Origin of the sequence: Streptomyces sp. NPDC016309 (assembly GCF_043077235.1) — a bacterium.
Classification (GTDB): domain Bacteria; phylum Actinomycetota; class Actinomycetes; order Streptomycetales; family Streptomycetaceae; genus Streptomyces.
The window spans coordinates 147,379-164,751 of record NZ_JBIBSG010000006.1; the positions used below are offsets into that span (position 1 = coordinate 147,379).

21 protein-coding genes are annotated in these 17,373 nt (G+C 72.0%); 10 read left to right on the plus strand and 11 right to left on the minus strand.

Annotated features, from left to right (window positions below; all coding sequences use genetic code 11):
• Positions 1 to 42 precede the first annotated feature (42 nt).
• Both ACF068_RS16975 and ACF068_RS16980 read right to left on the minus strand, forming a co-directional pair.
• Complete coding sequence (locus ACF068_RS16975; protein WP_392275016.1) at positions 43 to 2,502, minus strand: HAD-IC family P-type ATPase; 2,460 nt, start codon at positions 2,500 to 2,502, stop codon at positions 43 to 45.
• Positions 2,503 to 2,593: 91 nt separating this feature from the next.
• The gene (locus tag ACF068_RS16980; RefSeq protein ID WP_392275017.1) at positions 2,594 to 2,866 is read right to left on the minus strand and encodes a DUF2530 domain-containing protein; all 273 of its coding nucleotides are present in this window, start codon (positions 2,864 to 2,866) and stop codon (positions 2,594 to 2,596) included.
• Between the two features lie 226 nt (positions 2,867 to 3,092).
• Here ACF068_RS16980 and ACF068_RS16985 point away from each other — a divergent pair, with 226 nt between their 5' ends.
• Positions 3,093 to 4,550 carry an NCS2 family permease gene (locus tag ACF068_RS16985; RefSeq protein WP_392275018.1) on the plus strand — a complete coding sequence of 486 codons (1,458 nt, stop codon included), beginning with the start codon at positions 3,093 to 3,095 and terminating at the stop codon, positions 4,548 to 4,550.
• A gap of 100 nt (positions 4,551 to 4,650) precedes the next feature.
• Here ACF068_RS16985 and ACF068_RS16990 read toward each other — a convergent pair whose 3' ends face one another.
• Positions 4,651 to 4,839 carry a ribbon-helix-helix protein, CopG family gene (locus tag ACF068_RS16990; RefSeq protein ID WP_392275019.1) on the minus strand — a complete coding sequence of 63 codons (189 nt, stop codon included), beginning with the start codon at positions 4,837 to 4,839 and terminating at the stop codon, positions 4,651 to 4,653.
• A 131-nt stretch (positions 4,840 to 4,970) separates the two neighbouring features.
• On the opposite strand from ACF068_RS16990, the gene ACF068_RS16995 reads away from it, so the two are divergent.
• Positions 4,971 to 5,414 carry a MarR family winged helix-turn-helix transcriptional regulator gene (locus ACF068_RS16995; protein WP_392275020.1) on the plus strand — a complete coding sequence of 148 codons (444 nt, stop codon included), beginning with the start codon at positions 4,971 to 4,973 and terminating at the stop codon, positions 5,412 to 5,414.
• 30 nt (positions 5,415 to 5,444) lie between these two features.
• Complete coding sequence (locus ACF068_RS17000) at positions 5,445 to 6,842, plus strand: MFS transporter (protein ID WP_392275021.1); 1,398 nt, start codon at positions 5,445 to 5,447, stop codon at positions 6,840 to 6,842.
• 48 nt (positions 6,843 to 6,890) lie between these two features.
• Here the strand turns inward: ACF068_RS17000 and ACF068_RS17005 are convergent, their stop codons facing one another.
• Entirely contained in the window at positions 6,891 to 7,400 is a 510-nt protein-coding gene (locus ACF068_RS17005; RefSeq protein WP_392275022.1) for a GNAT family N-acetyltransferase, read from the minus strand.
• A gap of 41 nt (positions 7,401 to 7,441) precedes the next feature.
• Between ACF068_RS17005 and thpR the strand changes: the two genes are divergently transcribed.
• Positions 7,442 to 8,014, plus strand: a complete 573-nt coding sequence (thpR, locus tag ACF068_RS17010) for an RNA 2',3'-cyclic phosphodiesterase (RefSeq protein WP_392275023.1) — start codon at positions 7,442 to 7,444, stop codon at positions 8,012 to 8,014.
• Between the two features lie 128 nt (positions 8,015 to 8,142).
• On the opposite strand, the gene ACF068_RS17015 is transcribed toward thpR, so the two are convergent.
• Positions 8,143 to 9,129, minus strand: a complete 987-nt coding sequence (locus tag ACF068_RS17015) for an aldo/keto reductase (RefSeq protein ID WP_392275024.1) — start codon at positions 9,127 to 9,129, stop codon at positions 8,143 to 8,145.
• Positions 9,130 to 9,183: 54 nt separating this feature from the next.
• Entirely contained in the window at positions 9,184 to 9,693 is a 510-nt protein-coding gene (locus tag ACF068_RS17020) for a MarR family winged helix-turn-helix transcriptional regulator (protein ID WP_392275025.1), read from the minus strand.
• On the opposite strand from ACF068_RS17020, the gene ACF068_RS17025 reads away from it, so the two are divergent.
• The gene (locus ACF068_RS17025; protein ID WP_392275026.1) at positions 9,692 to 10,222 is read left to right on the plus strand and encodes a carboxymuconolactone decarboxylase family protein; all 531 of its coding nucleotides are present in this window, start codon (positions 9,692 to 9,694) and stop codon (positions 10,220 to 10,222) included. The two genes, ACF068_RS17020 and ACF068_RS17025, sit on opposite strands and share 2 nt — an antisense overlap.
• Here the strand turns inward: ACF068_RS17025 and ACF068_RS17030 are convergent.
• Positions 10,209 to 10,685: a MarR family winged helix-turn-helix transcriptional regulator gene (locus ACF068_RS17030; RefSeq protein ID WP_392275027.1), complete on the minus strand. Its 477-nt coding sequence runs from the start codon at positions 10,683 to 10,685 to the stop codon at positions 10,209 to 10,211. The two genes, ACF068_RS17025 and ACF068_RS17030, sit on opposite strands and share 14 nt — an antisense overlap.
• 152 nt (positions 10,686 to 10,837) lie before the next feature.
• Here ACF068_RS17030 and ACF068_RS17035 point away from each other — a divergent pair, with 152 nt between their 5' ends.
• Positions 10,838 to 11,998 carry an alpha/beta hydrolase family protein gene (locus ACF068_RS17035; RefSeq protein ID WP_392275028.1) on the plus strand — a complete coding sequence of 387 codons (1,161 nt, stop codon included), beginning with the start codon at positions 10,838 to 10,840 and terminating at the stop codon, positions 11,996 to 11,998.
• Here the strand turns inward: ACF068_RS17035 and ACF068_RS17040 are convergent.
• On the minus strand, positions 11,942 to 12,208 hold the full coding sequence (locus tag ACF068_RS17040) for a DUF397 domain-containing protein (RefSeq protein WP_392275029.1): 267 nt from the start codon (positions 12,206 to 12,208) through the stop codon (positions 11,942 to 11,944). The two genes, ACF068_RS17035 and ACF068_RS17040, sit on opposite strands and share 57 nt — an antisense overlap.
• On the minus strand, positions 12,205 to 13,023 hold the full coding sequence (locus ACF068_RS17045; protein ID WP_392275030.1) for a helix-turn-helix domain-containing protein: 819 nt from the start codon (positions 13,021 to 13,023) through the stop codon (positions 12,205 to 12,207). The genes ACF068_RS17040 and ACF068_RS17045 overlap by 4 nt, the downstream gene beginning before the upstream one ends.
• An 82-nt stretch (positions 13,024 to 13,105) precedes the next feature.
• Between ACF068_RS17045 and ACF068_RS17050 the strand changes: the two genes are divergently transcribed.
• Positions 13,106 to 13,516 carry a hypothetical protein gene (locus ACF068_RS17050; RefSeq protein WP_392275305.1) on the plus strand — a complete coding sequence of 137 codons (411 nt, stop codon included), beginning with the start codon at positions 13,106 to 13,108 and terminating at the stop codon, positions 13,514 to 13,516.
• 102 nt (positions 13,517 to 13,618) lie between these two features.
• The gene (locus tag ACF068_RS17055; protein WP_392275031.1) at positions 13,619 to 14,557 is read left to right on the plus strand and encodes a hypothetical protein; all 939 of its coding nucleotides are present in this window, start codon (positions 13,619 to 13,621) and stop codon (positions 14,555 to 14,557) included.
• 30 nt (positions 14,558 to 14,587) lie between these two features.
• Here the strand turns inward: ACF068_RS17055 and ACF068_RS17060 are convergent, their stop codons facing one another.
• On the minus strand, positions 14,588 to 15,133 hold the full coding sequence (locus ACF068_RS17060) for a hypothetical protein (RefSeq protein WP_392275032.1): 546 nt from the start codon (positions 15,131 to 15,133) through the stop codon (positions 14,588 to 14,590).
• A gap of 77 nt (positions 15,134 to 15,210) precedes the next feature.
• Between ACF068_RS17060 and ACF068_RS17065 the strand changes: the two genes are divergently transcribed.
• Positions 15,211 to 15,522 carry a CAP domain-containing protein gene (locus ACF068_RS17065; protein WP_392275033.1) on the plus strand — a complete coding sequence of 104 codons (312 nt, stop codon included), beginning with the start codon at positions 15,211 to 15,213 and terminating at the stop codon, positions 15,520 to 15,522.
• Between the two features lie 6 nt (positions 15,523 to 15,528).
• Here ACF068_RS17065 and ACF068_RS17070 read toward each other — a convergent pair whose 3' ends face one another.
• Positions 15,529 to 16,236, minus strand: coding sequence for a GDSL-type esterase/lipase family protein (locus ACF068_RS17070; protein ID WP_392275034.1), 708 nt, complete (start codon positions 16,234 to 16,236; stop codon positions 15,529 to 15,531).
• A gap of 59 nt (positions 16,237 to 16,295) precedes the next feature.
• On the opposite strand from ACF068_RS17070, the gene ACF068_RS17075 reads away from it, so the two are divergent.
• Positions 16,296 to 17,291 carry a WD40 repeat domain-containing protein gene (locus ACF068_RS17075; protein ID WP_392275035.1) on the plus strand — a complete coding sequence of 332 codons (996 nt, stop codon included), beginning with the start codon at positions 16,296 to 16,298 and terminating at the stop codon, positions 17,289 to 17,291.
• The last annotated feature ends 82 nt before the right edge of the window (positions 17,292 to 17,373 follow it).

Below are 17,373 nucleotides of genomic sequence, written 5' to 3' on the forward strand. Positions count from 1 at the left end.
GCACCGGTACCGAACCCCCGGGCCCGCGCCCCCGGGGCGGCGTCAGGCGGTGGACCGGCGGTCCACCAGCCGCCAGGCGAGTTCCACCAGCGCGGCGCCGACGGCCGCGATGGCCACGGCGAGCCACGGCATGGTGGTGCCCACCAGCCGGAGGGCGAAGAAGTGCTGGAGCCAGGGCACGGCGAGGACCAGGACGAAGGCGCCGGCCATGGTGGCGACCAGGGCGACGCGCCACCAGGTGTAGGGGCGGGCGATGATCGCCAGGACCCACATGGACACCAGGAACAGGGTGAGGGTGGCCGCGCTGGTCTCGGCGCCGAGCGCGTCGGGTCCGTCGTAGTGGGCGCGGGCCAGGAGGTACGTCGTGAAGGTGGCGGCGGCCGCGACGATGCCGCCGGGGACGGCGTACCGCATGACCCGGCGGACGAAGTGGGGTTTGGCTCGCTCGGTGTTGGGGGCCAGCGCGAGGAAGAAGGCGGGGGCGCCGATGGTGAGGGTGGACAGCAGGGTGAGGTGGCGGGGCAGGAAGGGGTACTCGATGCCGCTGCACACCACCAGGATCGCCAGCAGCACCGAGTAGACCGTCTTGGTGAGGAAGAGGGTGGCGACCCGGGTGATGTTGCCGATGACCCGGCGGCCCTCGGCCACGACGGCGGGCAGGGTGGCGAAGCTGTTGTCGAGGAGCACGATCTGGGCGACGGCCTTGGTCGCCTCGGAGCCGGAGCCCATGGACACCCCGATGTCGGCGTCCTTGAGGGCGAGGACGTCGTTGACACCGTCGCCCGTCATGGCGACGGTGTGGCCGCCGGACTGGAGGGCGCCGACCATCTTCCGCTTCTGCTGGGGGGTGACGCGCCCGAAGACGGCGGCCGCGTCGAGCGCCTCGGCCATCTCGTGCCGTTCGGCGGGGAGCCGGCGGGCGTCGACGGTGGCGTCGGCGCCGGGCAGGCCGAGTTTCGCGGCGACGGCGCCGACGGCCACCGCGTTGTCGCCGGAGATGACCTTGGCGGCGACGTTCTGGTCGGCGAAGTAGCCGAGGGTGTCGGCGGCGTCGGGGCGCAGCCGCTGTTCGAGGACGACGAGGGCGGTGGCGCGGGCGCCGTCGGTGACGTCGGGGGCGTCCAGTGCGCCGGCGGTGCGCGCCAGGAGCAGGACGCGCAGTCCCCGCCGGTTGAGGTCGTCGGTCTCGCGCTGGACGGGATCGTCGTCGGGGAGGAGGACGTCGGGGGCGCCGAGCAGCCAGGTGCTGGTGCGGCCGTCGCCCTCGCTGAAGGTGGCGCCGCTGTACTTGCGGGCGGAGGAGAAGGGCAGGGCCTGGGTGCAGCGCCACTCCTCGTGGTCCGGGTAGGCGTCGATGATCGCCCGGAGGGAGGCGTTGGGGCGGGGGTCGGATTCGCCGAGGGCGCCGAGGACGGTCCGTACGTAGGTCTCGTCCCCGCCGCCGAGGGTGCGCAGCTCGGTGACGTCCATGCCGCCCTCGGTGAGGGTGCCGGTCTTGTCGAGGCAGACGACGTCGACGCGGGCGAGCCCCTCGATGGCGGGCAGTTCCTGCACGAGGCACTGTTTGCGGCCGAGCCGGATGACGCCGATGGCGAAGGCGACGGAGGTGAGGAGGACCAGGCCCTCGGGGATCATCGGGACGATGCCGCCGACGGTGCGGGCGACGGAGTTCTTGACGTCGGTGTCCTTGACGACGAGCTGGCTGATGACCAGGCCGATGGCGGTCGGGACCATCATCCACGTCACGTACTTGAGGATGGTGGAGATGCCGGACCGGAGTTCGGAGCGGACCAGGGTGAAGCGGGACGCCTCCTCGGCGAGCTGGGCCGCGTAGGCCTCGCGTCCCACCCGGGTGGCGGTGAAGGCCCCGCCGCCGGCGACGACGAAGCTGCCGGACATGACCTGGTCGCCGCGCTTCTTCACGACGGGGTCGGCCTCGCCGGTGAGCAGGGACTCGTCCACCTCCAGGTTGTCCGCCTCGGCGACCTGGCCGTCGACGACGACCTTGTCGCCGGGGCCGAGCTCGATGCAGTCCCCGAGGACGATCTCCGAGGTGTGGACCTCGGCGGCCTTCCCGTCGCGCCGGACGGTGGGCTTGGTCTCGCCGATGACGGCGAGCGAGTCCAGGGTCCGCTTGGCCCGCAGTTCCTGGACGATGCCGATGCCGGTGTTGGCGATGATCACGAACCCGAAGAGGCTGTCCTGGATGGGGGCGACGATCAGCATGATCACCCACAGGACGCCGATGATCGCGTTGAAGCGGGTGAAGACGTTGCCGCGGACGATGTCGGTGGTGGAGCGGGAGCTGCGGACGGGTACGTCGTTGACCTCGCCCCGCGCGACCCGTTCGGCCACCTCGGCGGCGGTCAGTCCGGCGGGCCGGTGCTGGACGGGCGGCCGCACGGGGTGGACGGGGTCGAGTTCCGCCCCGGCGTCGATGGTGGGTTCGCCGGGATCGGCGCCCTCGGAGCCGTCGGTCTCGATCTGCGCCCGCTGCGTCATGTTTCCGACGGTACGACCGTCCCCGCGCCCGCACACGGCGAGCGGCGGGGGGATCCGCCCGGAACGACGCGGACGGTCCCCGGGCGCCGCGTCAGGGGCGCGCGGTGCCGTCCCGCTCGGCGGCGGCCGCCCGCTTGAGGGCCGCGTCGCGCCTGCGGACGTACCAGATGCCGATCAGGCCCAGTCCGGCGCCGGCGAGGCAGGTCCACACCCACCAGGTGAGGTCGTGGTCGGCGAACCAGCCGTAGAAGGGGACCTGGGCGAGGAAGAGGACGAACCAGAGGACCGTGCCGCCGGTGATGGTGGCGACGACGGGCCCCTCCAGGGGCTCGGGTGCCTCGTGCTTGGGGGTCCACTTCGCCATGCGCACAGTGTAGGCGGGGCGGTCCCGGGGTCCGACGGGCCGTGCGGGGCGGTCCCCCGGGGCCGTGCGGGGACTGGCTCTACGCGCGGAGATACCGATCTTCGCATGATGCGTTCATACTGAAACAGCTTGTGTCTGACTGGTTTTCTTTGTGTGAATGGCCAAATGCGACCGGTCATGACAGCCGTCCTGCCTTCCTTCCCGCCCCCGCACCCTGAGGTTCTCCATGCCCTCCTCGGCCACCGCGCCGGCGGACGCCGTCTCCACGCCGCCGTCCCCCCAGCCGTCTTCCCGCGGCCGCCTGGACCGCTTCTTCAAGATCTCGGAGCGTGGCTCCACGGTCGCCCGTGAGGTACGCGGCGGCTTCGCGACCTTCTTCGCGATGGCCTACATCATCGTGCTGAACCCGATCATCCTCGGCAGCGCCAAGGACATGTACGGGCACCAGCTCGACGGTGGCCAGCTCGTCACCGCCACGGTGCTGACCGCCGCGTTCTCGACGCTGCTGATGGGCGTCATCGGCAACGTGCCGATCGCCCTGGCGGCCGGCCTCGGCGTCAACACGGTCGTCGCCCTCCAGCTCGCGCCCCGCATGTCGTGGCCGGACGCGATGGGCATGGTCGTGCTGGCCGGCTTCGTGGTGATGCTGCTGGTCGCGACGGGTCTGCGCGAGCGGGTGATGAACGCGGTGCCCGTCGGGCTGCGCAAGGGCATCGCCATCGGCATCGGCCTGTTCATCATGCTCATCGGGCTGGTCGACTCCGGGTTCGTCTCCCGCATCCCGGACGCCGCCCACACCACCGTCCCGCTCCAGCTCGGCGCCGACGGCCACCTCACCGGCTGGCCGGTGCTGGTCTTCGTGCTGGGCGCGCTGCTGACGCTGGCCCTGATCGTCCGCAAGGTGCCGGGCGCGATCCTGATCTCGATCGTGGTCATGACCCTGGTCGCGATGGTGGTCAACGCGGTCGCGACCGTCCCCTCCTGGGGCCTGACCACCCCGGAGTGGCCCGGCAACCCGGTGGCCTCGCCGGACTTCGGCCTGGTCGGCCAGGTGAGCCTGTTCGGCGGCTTCGGCAAGGTCGGCCTGCTGACCGGGTGCCTGTTCGTCTTCACCGTGCTGCTCTCCTGCTTCTTCGACGCGATGGGCACCATCCTGGGCGTCGGCGACGAGGCCAAGCTGATGGACGAGGACGGCAACTTCCCCGGCATCAACAAGGTGCTCCTGGTGGACGGCCTCGCGGTCGCCTCCGGCGGCGCCAGCTCCTCCTCGGCGACCACCTGCTTCGTGGAGTCCACGGCGGGCGTCGGCGAGGGCGCGCGCACCGGTCTGGCGTCCGTCGTCACCGGCGCGCTGTTCTCGGTGGCGCTCTTCCTCACCCCGATCGCCACGATGGTCCCCTCCCAGGCGGCCACCCCCGCTCTGCTGGCGGTCGGGTTCCTGATCCTGGCCGGGTCGGTGAAGGACATCGACTGGAGCGACTTCACGATCGCGGTGCCGGCGTTCCTGGCGATGGTGATGATGCCGTTCACGTACTCGATCACCAACGGTATCGGCATCGGCTTCATCGCCTTCTCCGTGCTGCGCCTCGCCGCGGGCCGTGGCCGCGAGGTCCCGGTGGCGATGTACGTGGTCTCGGCGGTCTTCGCCTTCTACTACGCGATGCCGGCCCTCGGCCTCACCTGACGGGCGTCCCCCGCCCCCTTTTCGTCCGTCCGGCCCGGTCCGTGTCCCCCACGGTCCGGGCCGCCGGCGTTCCCGGCCGCCGGTGGCCGTCGGCGGCCGGTCAGGCGCCCCGGGGGCCGTAGAAGCGGGCCGTCTCGTCGACCGAGGCCCGGAAGCGTTCGTCGAAGTCGTCCCGGGCGAGCGCCCGGACCACGTAGTCCTGGAGGGTCATCCCGCTGCGGGCGGCGTGGCGCCGGACCCGGTCGAGCAGTTCTCCGTCTATCCGCAGGCTGAGCACCGTCGATCCCATGCCGCCCAGACTCGCCCTCCAGCGCGCGCCCCCGCGTCACTTTTCGGCCTCGTCTCACTCGTACGGGTGACACGTACCACGCACGGCCAACCGGGTGGTATTTAGCCTGGGTAATGAGTTACGCTAAATACATGCCAGACCTCTCCCACGGCGACCCCGCTGACGCAGCCGCCGTGAACGCCTTGCGCTCGGCCGTCATGCGGCTGGGCCGACGCCTGAAGCACCAGCGCGTCGACGAATCGCTGAGCCCCACCGAGATGTCGGTGCTGGGCACCCTCGCCCGCTGCGGTTCCGCCACCCCCGGTGAGCTGGCCCGCAAGGAGCACGTACAGCCGCCGTCGATGACCCGCATCGTGGCGCTGCTGGAGGCCAAGGGACTGGTCCGGCTGGAGCCGCACCCCGACGACCGCCGGCAGAAGGTGGTCAGCCAGACCGAGACGGCCGAGGCCATGCTCGAGGAGTCCCGCCGCAAGCGGAACGCCTGGCTGGCCTCGCTCGCCGAGGGCCTGGACGAGGACGAGTGGGCGAAGCTGCGCGCTGCCGCTCCCGTGCTGGAGAAGCTCGCAGATCTGTAAGACGCACGAGGCACCAAGGAGGCGGACCTTTTGAGTTCGGGACCCGGAGCAGACTCCGCACCCGCACACAACCCCTACAACAAGCACAGCAAGCACGACAAGCACGACAAGCTCAGCAAGCACGACAAGCGCGCCGAGCAGGCGGCCCCCCGGCGGCCGGAGACGTTCTCCTCCCTCAAGGTCCGCAACTACCGGCTCTTCTTCGCCGGCGCCATCGTCTCCAACACCGGTACCTGGATGGCCCGGATCGCCCAGGACTGGCTGGTGCTGAGCCTCACGGGCTCCGCCGCCGCCGTCGGCATCACCACGGCGCTGCAATTCCTGCCGATGCTGCTCTTCGGCCTGTACGGCGGTGTCATCGCCGACCGCTACCCCAAGCGGAACCTGCTGATGTTCAGCCAGGCCGCCCTCGGTCTGTGCGGTCTCGCACTCGCCGTCCTCACCCTGTCCGGGCATGTCCAGGTCTGGCACGTGTACCTGATCGCGTTCCTGCTCGGCATGGTCACGGTCGTCGACAACCCGGCCCGGCAGTCGTTCTACTCGGAGCTGGTCGGGCCCGCCGAGGTCCGCAACGCCGTCAGCCTGAACTCGGCCAACTTCCAGTCGGCGCGGCTGATCGGCCCCGCCGTCGCGGGTGCCCTGATCGCGTCGGTCGGCAGCGGCTACGCCTTCCTGGTCAACGGCCTGTCCTTCCTCGCCCCGCTCGCCTCCCTGCTGCTCATGCGCACCGCCGAGCTGCACCAGGTGGCCCGGGCACCGCGCGGCAAGGGGCAGCTCCGGGAAGGGCTGCGGTACGTGGCGGGCCGGCCGGAGCTGATCTGGCCGATCGCGCTGGTGGGCTTCGTCGGCACCTTCGGTTTCAACTTCCCGATCTGGCTGACCGCCTTCTCCGGCGACGTCTTCCACGCCGGGGCGGGCACCTACGGCTTCCTCAACACCCTGATGGCCGTCGGCTCCCTCGCCGGTGCGCTGCTCGCCGCCCGGCGCGGCACCTCCCGGCTGCGGCTGCTGGTCGGCGGGGCGGTCGCGTTCGGCGTCCTGGAGATCGCGGCCGCGCTCTCGCCGTCCTTCTGGCTCTTCGCGCTGCTGCTGGTCCCGATCGGCATGTTCGGCCTGACGGTGAACGTGACGGCCAACTCGTCGGTCCAGCTCGCCACCGACCCGGTGATGCGGGGCCGGGTGATGAGCCTCTACATGATGGTCTTCGTCGGCGGTACGCCGGTGGGCGCGCCCCTGCTGGGCTGGATCACCGACACCTACGGCGCCCGCGCCGGCTTCGCCACGGGCGGCGCCGTCTCGCTGGCCGCCGCCGTGGTGATCGGTCTGGTGCTGGCCCGGGTGGGCGGGCTGCGCGTGAAGGTCGAGATGCGCGGCCGTCACCCGCACGTGCGGTTCGTCCCGCGCGAGCAGCTCGCCACGGCTGCCTGAGCGCCACCGGCGCGACGGTAGGGGCCCCGCCCTCGGCGGGGCCCTTCGTCATACCCGCCGCTCCAGCACCTGCCCCGGCCAGTCACCGACGGTGAAGGTCTCGGTGGGCGTGAAGCCGTTGCGTACGTAGTAGTCCACGAGCCGCCCGCCGCTGCCGGCGAAGCAGTCGACCCGCAGCAGCGAGACGCCCTGCCGCCGGGTCTCCTCGACCGCGTGCGCCAGCAGCGCGCCGCCCACGCCCCGTCCGTGGAACCGGATGCCGGTGGCCAGGAAGCGCACGTACTGTTCCGGCTCACCGGCGGGGGCGACGTCGGGCCCGGGGTGGGGCGTCAGCGTCAGGGTTCCCGCCGGTACGCCGCCGATCTCGGCGATCCACGGCGAGCCCTCCGTGACCGTCTCCCGCACCCGGCGCACGGCCCGGGGCTTCGACGACCAGGGCTCGGTGCCCCACTGGTCGGTGATCCCGCGCTCGTTGAGCCAGACGACGGCGCTGTCCAGCATGCCGAGTATCGCGGGGACGTCGTCCGCCGTGGCCTTCCTGATCTCCACAGTGTCCATCGGCCGAGGATACGGCGCGTGGATCATGCCAGACTCGCGGTATGAGGCTTTTCGCTGCCGTGCTGCCGAGTCCCGCGGCCGTCGACGAACTCGCCGCCGAGGTGGGCCGGTTGAGGGCGCTGCCCGGTGCCGGTGACCTCCGCTGGACGGGGCGGGACGGCTGGCACTTCACGCTGGCGTTCATGGGTGAGGTCGACGACGGGCTGGTGCCGGAGCTGAGCACCCGGCTCGCCCGTGCCGCGCACCGCACCGACCCGTTCGCGCTGCGGCTCCACGGGGGCGGGCGGTTCGGCCGGCGGGTGCTGTGGGCGGGCGCGGCGGGCGGGCTGGACGAGATGCGGCTGCTCGCCGAGCGCGCGGACGCGGCCGCCCGGCGCTCGGGCGTGCCCATGGAGGAGCACCGCCGCTACCAGGCCCATCTCACGGTGGCCCGGAGCCGTACGGACGCCGTCGACCTGCGCCCCTTCGTGGAGCGGCTCCGGGAGTTCGAGGGCGTCCGCTGGGACGTCGCGGAGCTGGCGCTGGTGCGCAGCAACCTGCCGGGCGGCGGCGCCGTGGGCCGGGGGCCCCGTTACGAGACGGTCGGGTCCTGGCCGCTCGGGCGGGCCAGCTAACCTCGAAGCGTGGACCCCAAGACCCGTAACCGCATCATGGCCGGTGTACTCGTGCTGATGTTCGTGATCGTCGCCGTGGCGGCCGCGCTCGGCTGAGCCCGGGGCGCGGCCGTCCGGTGTGACGCCCGTCACCAGGCGAAGGCCTCCGGGGACGGTCCCGGGCCGGGGAAGATCGCGTCCAGCTCGGACAGGACTTCGTCGGTGAGTTCCAGCTCCACCGCCCGCAGCGCGGAGTCGAGCTGTTCGGCGGTGCGCGGGCCGACGATCGGTCCCGTCACGCCGGGCCGGGTCAGCAGCCAGGCCAGGGCCACCTCGCCGGGCTCCAGCCCGTGCTTGTCGAGGAGGTCCTCGTACGCCTGGAGCTGGAGGCGCACGTCGGTGTCGGCGAGCGCGTCCGCCGAGCGGCCGCTGGTGCGGCGCCCGCCCTTGGCCTCCTTCTTGATCACGCCGCCGAGCAGTCCGCCGTGCAGCGGCGACCAGGGGATGACGCCCAGGCCGTAGTCCTGCGCGGCGGGGATGACCTCCATCTCGGCGCGGCGCTCGGACAGGTTGTAGAGGCACTGCTCGCTGACGAGCCCGACCATGCCGCGCCGGGCGGCGGCCTCGTTCGCCTGGGCGATCTTGTAGCCGGGGAAGTTGGACGACCCGGCGTAGAGGATCTTGCCCTGCTGGATCAGGACGTCGATGGCCTGCCAGATCTCGTCGAAGGGCGTGTGCCGGTCGATGTGGTGGAACTGGTAGAGGTCGATGTGGTCGGTGTTCAGCCGCTTGAGGCTGGCCTCGACGGCCCGCCGGATGTTCACGGCGGAGAGCTTGTCGTGGTTGGGCCAGACCTGCCCGTCGGTCGACATGTTGCCGTACACCTTGGTGGCGAGGACGACCTTGTCCCGGTCGCCGTCCCGGGCGAACCAGGAGCCGATGATCTCCTCCGTACGGCCCTTGTTCTCGCCCCAGCCGTAGACGTTGGCGGTGTCGAAGAAGTTGATGCCCGCGTCGATCGCGGCGTTCATGATGGCGTGACTGCCGGCCTCGTCGGTCTGGGGTCCGAAGTTCATCGTGCCGAGGACGAGTCGGCTGACCTTGAGTCCGGTGCGTCCGAGCTGCGTGTACTTCATGGATGTACAGCCAACGCCTTCGAGCGCCCTCGAAGCAAGGGGGCGCCGGGCGGGTCACGCCCCGCCCAGCCACCCCGCCGCGTCGAGCCGGAAGGCGTCGGCCGGGACGACCGCGCGCAGGGCGTCCTCCATGTCCCGGACGCGGTCGGACCCGAGGGTGCGCGCCCAGTCGGCCCGCAGCTCGTCGAAGATCGCGGCCGACCGGGCGAGCGCGTCCAGACCGTGCGGGGTGAGGCGGACGAGCTTGCGGCGGGCGTCGGCGGGGTCGTCGGCGCGCTCGGCGTACCCGAGGGCGACCAGCCGGTCGACGGTCTTGCCGGCCGCCTGCTTGGACACCCCGAGCCGCCGCCCGACCTCGCTGGCGGTCGCCCCGGCGACCCCGACGGCCTGCATGGCGTAGCCGTGGGCGGGCCGCAGGTCCGGGTGGCCCTGGGCGGCGAGTTCGGCGTGCAGGCGGTCGATCAGGGTGCGGAAGCCCGCGAAGAGGAGCAGCGGCAGCTCGTAACCCCGGCTCGACCCCTTGCCCGGATCGACAACCTGGTTTACCTTCTTATCGTCAACCATGTTGTCCATCTTAGGAGCGGCCGTGTTCGTCGACCACACCCTGGAGTCCGCCCCGCCCGCCTCCCGTCCCGTCATGGAGGCCGTCGCCCACCGCATGGGCGGCCACGTCCCGCCGGCCGTCGCCCGCATGGCGGCCTCGCCCGAGCTGCTGGAGGGGTTCATGACCCTCACGGCCATGTTCGACCGCACCTCGCTCGACCCGCTCGCCCGCGAGACGGTCGTCATGACGGTGGCCACCCGCAACGGCTGCCAGGTCTGCGTGGACCTCCACACCCGCAAGCTCCGCGCCCTGGGCGCCGACCCCGCCACGATCACCGCCCTCCGGGACGGCACCCCGCTCCCCGAGGAACGCCTCGACGCGGTGCGGCGGTTCGTCGAGGCCGTGTACGCCACGGCGGGCGAGGTCGCCGACGCGGACCTGGCCGCCTTCCTCGCCCACGGCTACACCGAACGCAACGCCCTGGAGGTGGTGATGGGCATCGGCACGTACACCATGTCCACCTTCGCCAATCGCCTCACGCGGGCGTAGCCGCCGCGTTGGCGGCCATGCGGCGCAGTACCTTCAGCGCGGCCACGTACTCGTCGTCGCCGATGCCGTCGTGGATCCGCGCCCGGACGTCCGTGACCAGCTCCTTGATACGGGCCTTGGCGGCGCGGCCCTCGTCGGTCAGGTGCAGGTGCCCGGCGCCGTCGGCGCGCAGCCAGCCCCGGTGGAGGAGGTGATCGACGGCACGGGAGGCGTCGTGGGGCGTGTCCGCGACATCGGCCAGCCCGGCCACGATCACCTCTCGGGTGACGTCGTCACCGGCGTCGACGCGGTTGAGCGTCCACCACATGGGCTGGGTGATGTCCACCCGGGCCATCGCGTCACGGATGTACTTGATGACCGCCTTGTGGGCGACGCCGCTCCAGTAGCCGATGGGCTGCGCGGCGAGCTCTTCGTCGGTGGCGGCGGGGTCGGCGGGGACGGGAACGGTCTTCGTGGTCGTCATGCGGTCGACCGTAGGACCTCGACCGGACTTGAGGTCAACTCCCTTACGGGGCAGGTCGTTCCACGGTCGGAGACCGCCGTACGTCCAGGGGGCGACCCGGCTCGGGCCATGGGGGGACGCCCGGGGGCCGGTCCGCTGCCTAGCCTCGCCGTATGCATCGACTGCCTCGCGGCGCGGCCGCCGCCCTCCTCGGTCTGTCCCTCGCCCTGCTCGGTACGGGTGTCGCCCACGCGGCCCCGGCCGTGGGCCCCGTCGCCGCCTCCGACCCCTCCTCCGTGCGCCTCCACCTCCCGGCGCCCACCGGCCCGTACGCGGTGGGCCGCGACACGCTGCACCTCGTCGACACCGGCCGTCCCGACCCGTGGGTCCCGGAGGCCGGGCCGCGCGAGCTGATGGTGACGATGTACTACCCGGCCCGCCCCGGTGGCGGCCGCACCGCCAAGTACATGACCGAGCGCGAGGCCCAGGCGTTCCTGGAGGACCGGAAGCTGACCGACGCGGTGTCCGCCCGGACGCTCAGCGCCACCCGCACCAACGCCCGCACCGGCGCCGCCCCCGTACACGGGAAGTTCCCGCTCGTGGTGCTGTCGCCCGGGTTCTCCGTCAACCGCTGGACCCTGTCCGTCCTCGCCGAGGAGCTGGCCGCCCAGGGCTACGTCGTCGCCGCCGTCGACCACGCCTACGAGGCGGCCGGTGCCGCCTTCCCGGGCGGCCGTCTGCTCTCCTGCGTCGCCTGCGACAAGATCAAGCCGGGCGGGTACGGCGTGGTGCCCAAGGGCCGGGCCCAGGACACGTCCTTCCTGCTCGACCGGCTGCTCGCCGACAAGCGCCCCGCCTGGCGGCACGCCCGCATGATCGACCGCACGAAGATCGGCATGGCCGGCCACTCCATCGGCGGCGCCTCCGCCGCCACGACCATGGCGGGCGACCGGCGCGTGCGCGCGGGCGTCAACATGGACGGCTCCTTCATGGAGCCCGTACCCGCCGAGGGTCTGGGCGGCCGGCCCTTCCTGATGCTCGGCACCGGCGACGACGACCCCTCCTGGATCCGCGACTGGCCGCTCCTGGGCGGCTGGAAGCGCTGGATCAACGTCACGGGCTCGGAACACTTCACCTTCACGGACGTGCCCGTCCTCGCCGACCAGCTCGGCCTCCTGCCCCCGGAGGAGCCCCTGTCCGGCAAGCGGTCCCAGGAGATCACCCGCGCGTACGTGACCGCCTTCTTCGACCTGCACCTGAGGGGCGTGGACCGGAAGCTACTGGACGGCCCGACCGCCCAGCACCCGGAGGTGGTCTTCCACAAGGAAGGCTGACCAGGCGGAGGTGGAGAGGGTCAGGGCGGGGCGGGTCACGTCCTTGGAGTCACGGACGTGGACGGCGTGGGGGAGCAGGGCGACCTCGACGCAGTCGCCGCCCTGGCTGCCGCTGTAGCTGGACTTCGTCCAGGCGAAGGCGACCTCGACGCACTCGCCGCCCTGGCCACTGCTGTAGCTGCTCTTGAACCAGTCGAGGACGCTGTTCATAGCTCGTGTGCCACCTGTTCGATGAGTTTGGCGGAGTCTTCGGGGGCCAGGGCCTGTGCCCGCAGAATGCCATACCGTGCGAACACGTCCCCCAAGTCCGGCTGTTCGCTCAAGAAGTAGCGTCCACCCTGCCCCTCGATGTAGGCCAACTGACGTTGCCGTTCCGCCGTGTCGAGCAGGGTAAACGGGCCATCGAGCCCGGCATGTGTCTCACGGTCGGCAGGCATTACCTGGATTTCGACGTTCCTACGCCGTCCGACGCTGAGCAGATGCTCCAGGTTCGCCTTGAGGACCGTAGGGCCGCCCAGGGGGCGGGTGAGCACGCTCTGCTCCAGCACGAAGCTGACGAGAGGGGTTGGCTTACGGGTGAAGAGCTGCTGTCGGGAGAGCCGGGCGGAAACCATGGCGTCGATCTCCTCATCGTCCAGTGCCGGACGGTGGGAGCCGAATACAGCGCGGGCGTACGGCTCGATCTGGAGCAAGCCGGGGATGACGTGGTTCTCGTACTTGTGGATGGCGGCCGCCCGGGCCTCCTCCTCCAAGTAGTCCTCGAACCACGCCGCCACTCCGCTCGCCTTCAGCTCCTGCGCCACCTCCAGCAGTGCACCTTGTGCACCCAGCAACTGGTCCGCCACCTCCACGAAGTTGCCCCTCGGGCGGCGTTCACCGCGCTCGATCATGGCCACTTGGGACTTGGAGTATCCGGTCTCGCGGCCCAGGAGCTCCTGCGAGACCTTCGCCCGTTCGCGGTGGAAGCGCAGCAGCCGGCCGAACGCCTTCGCGGCGCCCGGGCTGCCGTTGTTCCCGATGTTCACGCCCGTCCTCCCCAGGTGCACAACGCGGCACAAACAGCTTGTGGCGCTGGTCACAGTAGATCCGGACCGGGAAGCTGGCCGCATGAATCCACGCGTTTCACTTGACAGGGTTCCGTCCTGGATCCCGGCCTCCGGGCATGCCCTCCGGCATGCGGGCATCCACTTCGACGCCGTGCGCGTCCGGGGGATGCTCGGCGAGGAAGTGGCCTACCGGCTCATGGAGTTCACGGACTTCCAGGCCGGGCCGATCGTCCGGGAGCTGACCGGGGAGCGGAACCTGTACTTCCTGCTGCCGCCCCAGACGGCGGCGGCGTACGCCTGGCCTGCGGGGGCGCGGGCGTTGAGCCGGAGCGGGCGGAGCGCCGCGTTCGTGGGGATCCCGGCGCTGGAGGGGCTGACGTGGCCGCTGGACTGGAGGTCGCGGCCCACGGACGAAGTGCCTTTCGTGGAACCGGACTTGTTGCGCGAAATGGTCGAACATGCTGTACGGTAATCGCGCCAACACGCTCCGTGTGCAGACATGGAGCGGTCCCCGGGGGTGCGCCAACACCGACCGAGGACCTTCACCACTAGTGGAGCTAGAGGTCCACCAGAAATGCTTCGGCATGCTATCGCGCCCGAGCGGCGCTTCACCAAGGTCTCGCACGAGCTCGTACGGCATCGCCGTCTCGGCAGCGACGCCAAGTTGCTGGTCATCTATGTGCAGGGGCTTCCCGAACCCGAGGCCGCCAAGCCGCTCGGTGAGCACGCGGAGAGCCTGGGCATGAAGCCCCGGGCGTTCCAGCGGGCCAAGGAGGAGCTGCTGGCGAGCGGGTTCTTCCACCACTGGCGCCGGCAGGGCGGGCGCGGTCAGTGGATCACCGACCAGTTGCTGTCCAACGTCACCCTGACGGGGGAGGAGGCGAGCCGGCTGCGGGACGGGGTGGCGCCCGAACCCTCCAGCCCGCCGCCACAGTCTTCGCCACCTCCGCCACCTCCGCCCGCTCCGAGGGTCCCGGAACCGACGGTCGGTGCACCGGAGCCCCCGGTGGTCGCCGGTTCTCCTCCGGTAGAAGAAGACCGGGAGAAGAACACTCCCCACCCCCCACCCGAAGAACCGGCCGCCACGGCCGCGTGCCCCGAAGTCGTCGCCGCCGAACGCGTGTTGCTCTCGCTGCGGCACGAGCACCGGGAGCTGTGGCTGGGCGTGCGGGAAGCCCGGGGCCTGGCGGAGGCTGCGGCCGAGTGGCTGCGGCGCGGCTTCTCGACGACCGAGCTGCGGCGGGCGTTGACGACCGGGTTGCCGCCCGGCGGGGTGCGTTCCGCCGTGGGCTTCCTACGGCACCGGCTGGTGGAGAAGCTGCCCGTACCGCTGGAGCCGAGGCCCGCCGTGCGGGGGCTGGTCGTCTGCGAGGGGCCGGGTGACGAGCACGTCTTCCGGCCGGTCGGGGACGAGACGCGGTGCGGGCCGTGCCGGCGGGACGCCGCCGCGTCGATGGCCCCGCCGCGCCGGGAGGCGGTCGGCTGGCGGGCACGCCTGAGCCCCGGGCCGTGAGACCCGGGGCTCGGCCGGTGCGGGCTGTGATCAGGCGCCCGTCACCCGGCGGCGACGCATCAGGACCGCGCCGTACCCGAGGGCTCCGACCGCGCCGATCGAGGCCAGCGCGGGAGCCAGGGCCTCCGGGCTCACGACGGGGATGCCGCGCGAGACGGTGACGTCGCTGGTGCAGCCCGGGTCCTCGGCGCCCTCACCGCAGTTGGAGTCCGCGGTGGAGGTGACGCTGTTGGACAGGGTGGCGGTGTCGCCGTCCGGTTCACCAGCGGTGACGGAGTAGGTCACCTCCGCCTCCTCGCCCGGTTCGAGTTCCCCGGCCCAGGACAGGGTGGAGGTCTCCTCGTCGAAGGAGACCGAACCCGTGGACGCGGTGGCGTCACCGTTGTACTCGGCGCCGCGCAGGGCCGAGAGGTCGTCGGTGAAGGAGGCCTCGTTGTTCGGGGCGTTGCCGTCGTTCCTGACCGTGACGGTGTAGGTGATCCTGTCGCCGGGCTGGACGGCCCGGTTGTCGGCCGACTTGGTCAGCGTGAGGTCCTTCGACAGGTCCGACGAGGTGTCGCAGCTCGCCAGGTCCACCAGCTTGCCGTCGTTGGCGGTGTTGCCCCGGTGGTTCTCCGAGGCGAACGCGTTGCCGACGAACTCGGACGAAGCCGTTGCGGGGGGTCGGCCAGGTCGTCCGGCTGGTCAACATCGAGCGGAGGAAGGCGGGTTGCCCGCCGCTCAAGGTCCACCGGAAGCTGGCGCGCGCGGCGCGCGGCCACAGCGTCGACATGGCGGGGCGCAACCGGCTCTCCCACCGCGGCTCGGGCGGCTCCACGCTCGTGGGCCGCATCAACCGCACCGGTCACGCGTGGGGCATGGCCGGGGAGAACGTGGCCCGGGGCTATCCGGACGCGGCGGCCGTCCTGCGGGGCTGGATGGACAGCCCCGGCCATCGGGCCAACATCGGTGTTCGCCGCTCCTAGGTGACCCTAGGTGACCGGCTCGGAGGCGGTGGCCGGCGCGGTGTACGGGCCGCCCAGGCCCCACGCCTGGTGCATCGCCGTCGCGAAGGCGGCCGCGAGCTTGTGCTCACCGGACGGGCCCGGGTGGGTGCCGTCGTAGGTGTCGGTGGCGATGTCGTACGACTCCGGCACCGAGGCCAGCAGCAGCGGGGAGCCCGGCTCGTCGAGGTCGGCCACGGCCTTGCCGAGCAGCTCGTTGAAGCGGGCGCACTCGGCGGCGAAGGGGGCGTCGTACCCGGCGCGCACGTTGGGGATCACGGGGAGCAGGACGGCCCGGACGCGCGGGTTCGCGGCGCGGGCGGCGGCGACGAAGGCGTGGACGTTCTCGGACGTCTGGTCGCTGTTGGTGTAGAAGCCGAGGTCTATCAGGCCCAGGGACACCAGGAGCACGTCCGCTTCCGCCGCCGTGACGGCCCCGCCGATCAGGGGCGCCATGTGCAGCCAGCCCTCACCCCAGCCGGCCAGGTGCCGGCGGGCGCGGGCGGGGAAGCCGGGGTCGGCGTAGGCGTGTGAGACGGGGGCGTCGGCGGACGCCTCGTACAGCCCGTCGCGCGGGCCGACGATCGCGTACCGGCCGGGGAGGGTGGCGTCCAGGTGCTGCCACATCCGGTAGCGCCAGGTGAAGTCGCCGGCGCGTCCGATGGTCATGGAGTCGCCGACGAACATGAAACGCATGGGGGCCATCATGGCCGACCCCGGCCGGGGAGTGCGATGTGACCATGGACACTGGGGGCATGCGTTCGTTGCGTACGACCCTGGGGGCGGCCTTCGCCGCGGTGGTGCTGGCGGCCGGTCCGGCGGTGGCCGGCGAGGAGGACGGCGGGTTCACCGTCGAGGACGCCCGGATCACCGAGTCCAGCGGCCTCGCCGCCAGCCGTGCCCACCCGGGGGTCTACTGGACGCACAACGACCAGGACGGGCCACGGGTGTTCGCCGTGGACTCCAGGACGGGCAAGACCGTCGCCACCGTCACCCTGCGGGGCATCGGCACGCCCCGGGACATGGAGGCGATCTCCGTCGGAGCCGACGGGGCGGTGTACGTCGGTGACATCGGCGACAACCTCGACGGCTCCTGGGACCACGTCTGGATCTACCGCTTCCCCGAGCCGAAGGAGCTGCGCGACCAGGCCGTGGACGCCACGCAGTACACGGTGCGGTACGCCGACGGGCCCCGGAACGCCGAGGCGCTGATGGTGCACCCCGTCACGGGGCGCGTCTACATCGCGTCCAAGAAGGAGGACGGGGGCGGTCTGTACGAGGGCCCCGCGCGGTTGTCGGCGGACGGGGCGAACGTGTTCCGGCGGATCGGCGAGGTGCCGTGGGTCACCGACGGGGCGTTCTCGCCGGACGGCCGGGAGCTGGTGCTGCGCGGGTACTTCAGCGCCCGGGCGTACGCGTGGGAGGACGGGCGGCTCGGGGCCGAGAAGCGGCTGAGCGCGCCGATCATGCGGCAGTCGGAGTCGGTGACGTACACGGCGGACGGTTCGGCGCTGATGTACGGCTCGGAGGGCTCGGGCAGCCGGGTGGAGCGGGTGCCGCTGGAGGACGGCCCCCGGCCCGCCCCCGGCGGCCGCAGCTCCCCCGCCCCGGACGGAACGCCGGCCCCCGGGAAGCCCGCCGCCGGCGACGGCACCGGCACCGGCACCACCACGATGGGCGCCCTCGTCCTGGCCGGCGCGGCCGGGCTGGTCCTCCTGTGGCACCGGGCGCGGCGGCGGAGCGCCGGCTAGGGGAGTGTCCGTACAGCATCGGCCGCCGCAAGGGCACCGCCAACACTCTGGCCGCGCTGAAGCCGATCCGTGCCGCCCGGCC

Bases quoted from the DNA above. Each gene is read 5' to 3' on its own strand.
- ACF068_RS16975 (WP_392275016.1), bottom strand. From the start codon at position 2,502: ATGACGCAGCGGGCGCAGATCGAGACCGACGGCTCCGAGGGCGCCGAT.
- ACF068_RS16980 (WP_392275017.1), bottom strand. From the start codon at position 2,866: ATGGCGAAGTGGACCCCCAAGCACGAGGCACCCGAGCCCCTGGAGGGG.
- ACF068_RS16985 (WP_392275018.1), top strand. From the start codon at position 3,093: ATGCCCTCCTCGGCCACCGCGCCGGCGGACGCCGTCTCCACGCCGCCG.
- ACF068_RS16990 (WP_392275019.1), bottom strand. From the start codon at position 4,839: ATGGGATCGACGGTGCTCAGCCTGCGGATAGACGGAGAACTGCTCGAC.
- ACF068_RS16995 (WP_392275020.1), top strand. From the start codon at position 4,971: ATGCCAGACCTCTCCCACGGCGACCCCGCTGACGCAGCCGCCGTGAAC.
- ACF068_RS17005 (WP_392275022.1), bottom strand. From the start codon at position 7,400: ATGGACACTGTGGAGATCAGGAAGGCCACGGCGGACGACGTCCCCGCG.
- thpR (WP_392275023.1), top strand. From the start codon at position 7,442: ATGAGGCTTTTCGCTGCCGTGCTGCCGAGTCCCGCGGCCGTCGACGAA.
- ACF068_RS17015 (WP_392275024.1), bottom strand. From the start codon at position 9,129: ATGAAGTACACGCAGCTCGGACGCACCGGACTCAAGGTCAGCCGACTC.
- ACF068_RS17025 (WP_392275026.1), top strand. From the start codon at position 9,692: ATGTTGTCCATCTTAGGAGCGGCCGTGTTCGTCGACCACACCCTGGAG.
- ACF068_RS17020 (WP_392275025.1), bottom strand. From the start codon at position 9,693: ATGGTTGACGATAAGAAGGTAAACCAGGTTGTCGATCCGGGCAAGGGG.
- ACF068_RS17030 (WP_392275027.1), bottom strand. From the start codon at position 10,685: ATGACGACCACGAAGACCGTTCCCGTCCCCGCCGACCCCGCCGCCACC.
- ACF068_RS17035 (WP_392275028.1), top strand. From the start codon at position 10,838: ATGCATCGACTGCCTCGCGGCGCGGCCGCCGCCCTCCTCGGTCTGTCC.
- ACF068_RS17040 (WP_392275029.1), bottom strand. From the start codon at position 12,208: ATGAACAGCGTCCTCGACTGGTTCAAGAGCAGCTACAGCAGTGGCCAG.
- ACF068_RS17050 (WP_392275305.1), top strand. From the start codon at position 13,106: ATGAATCCACGCGTTTCACTTGACAGGGTTCCGTCCTGGATCCCGGCC.
- ACF068_RS17055 (WP_392275031.1), top strand. From the start codon at position 13,619: ATGCTTCGGCATGCTATCGCGCCCGAGCGGCGCTTCACCAAGGTCTCG.
- ACF068_RS17070 (WP_392275034.1), bottom strand. From the start codon at position 16,236: ATGCGTTTCATGTTCGTCGGCGACTCCATGACCATCGGACGCGCCGGC.
- ACF068_RS17075 (WP_392275035.1), top strand. From the start codon at position 16,296: ATGCGTTCGTTGCGTACGACCCTGGGGGCGGCCTTCGCCGCGGTGGTG.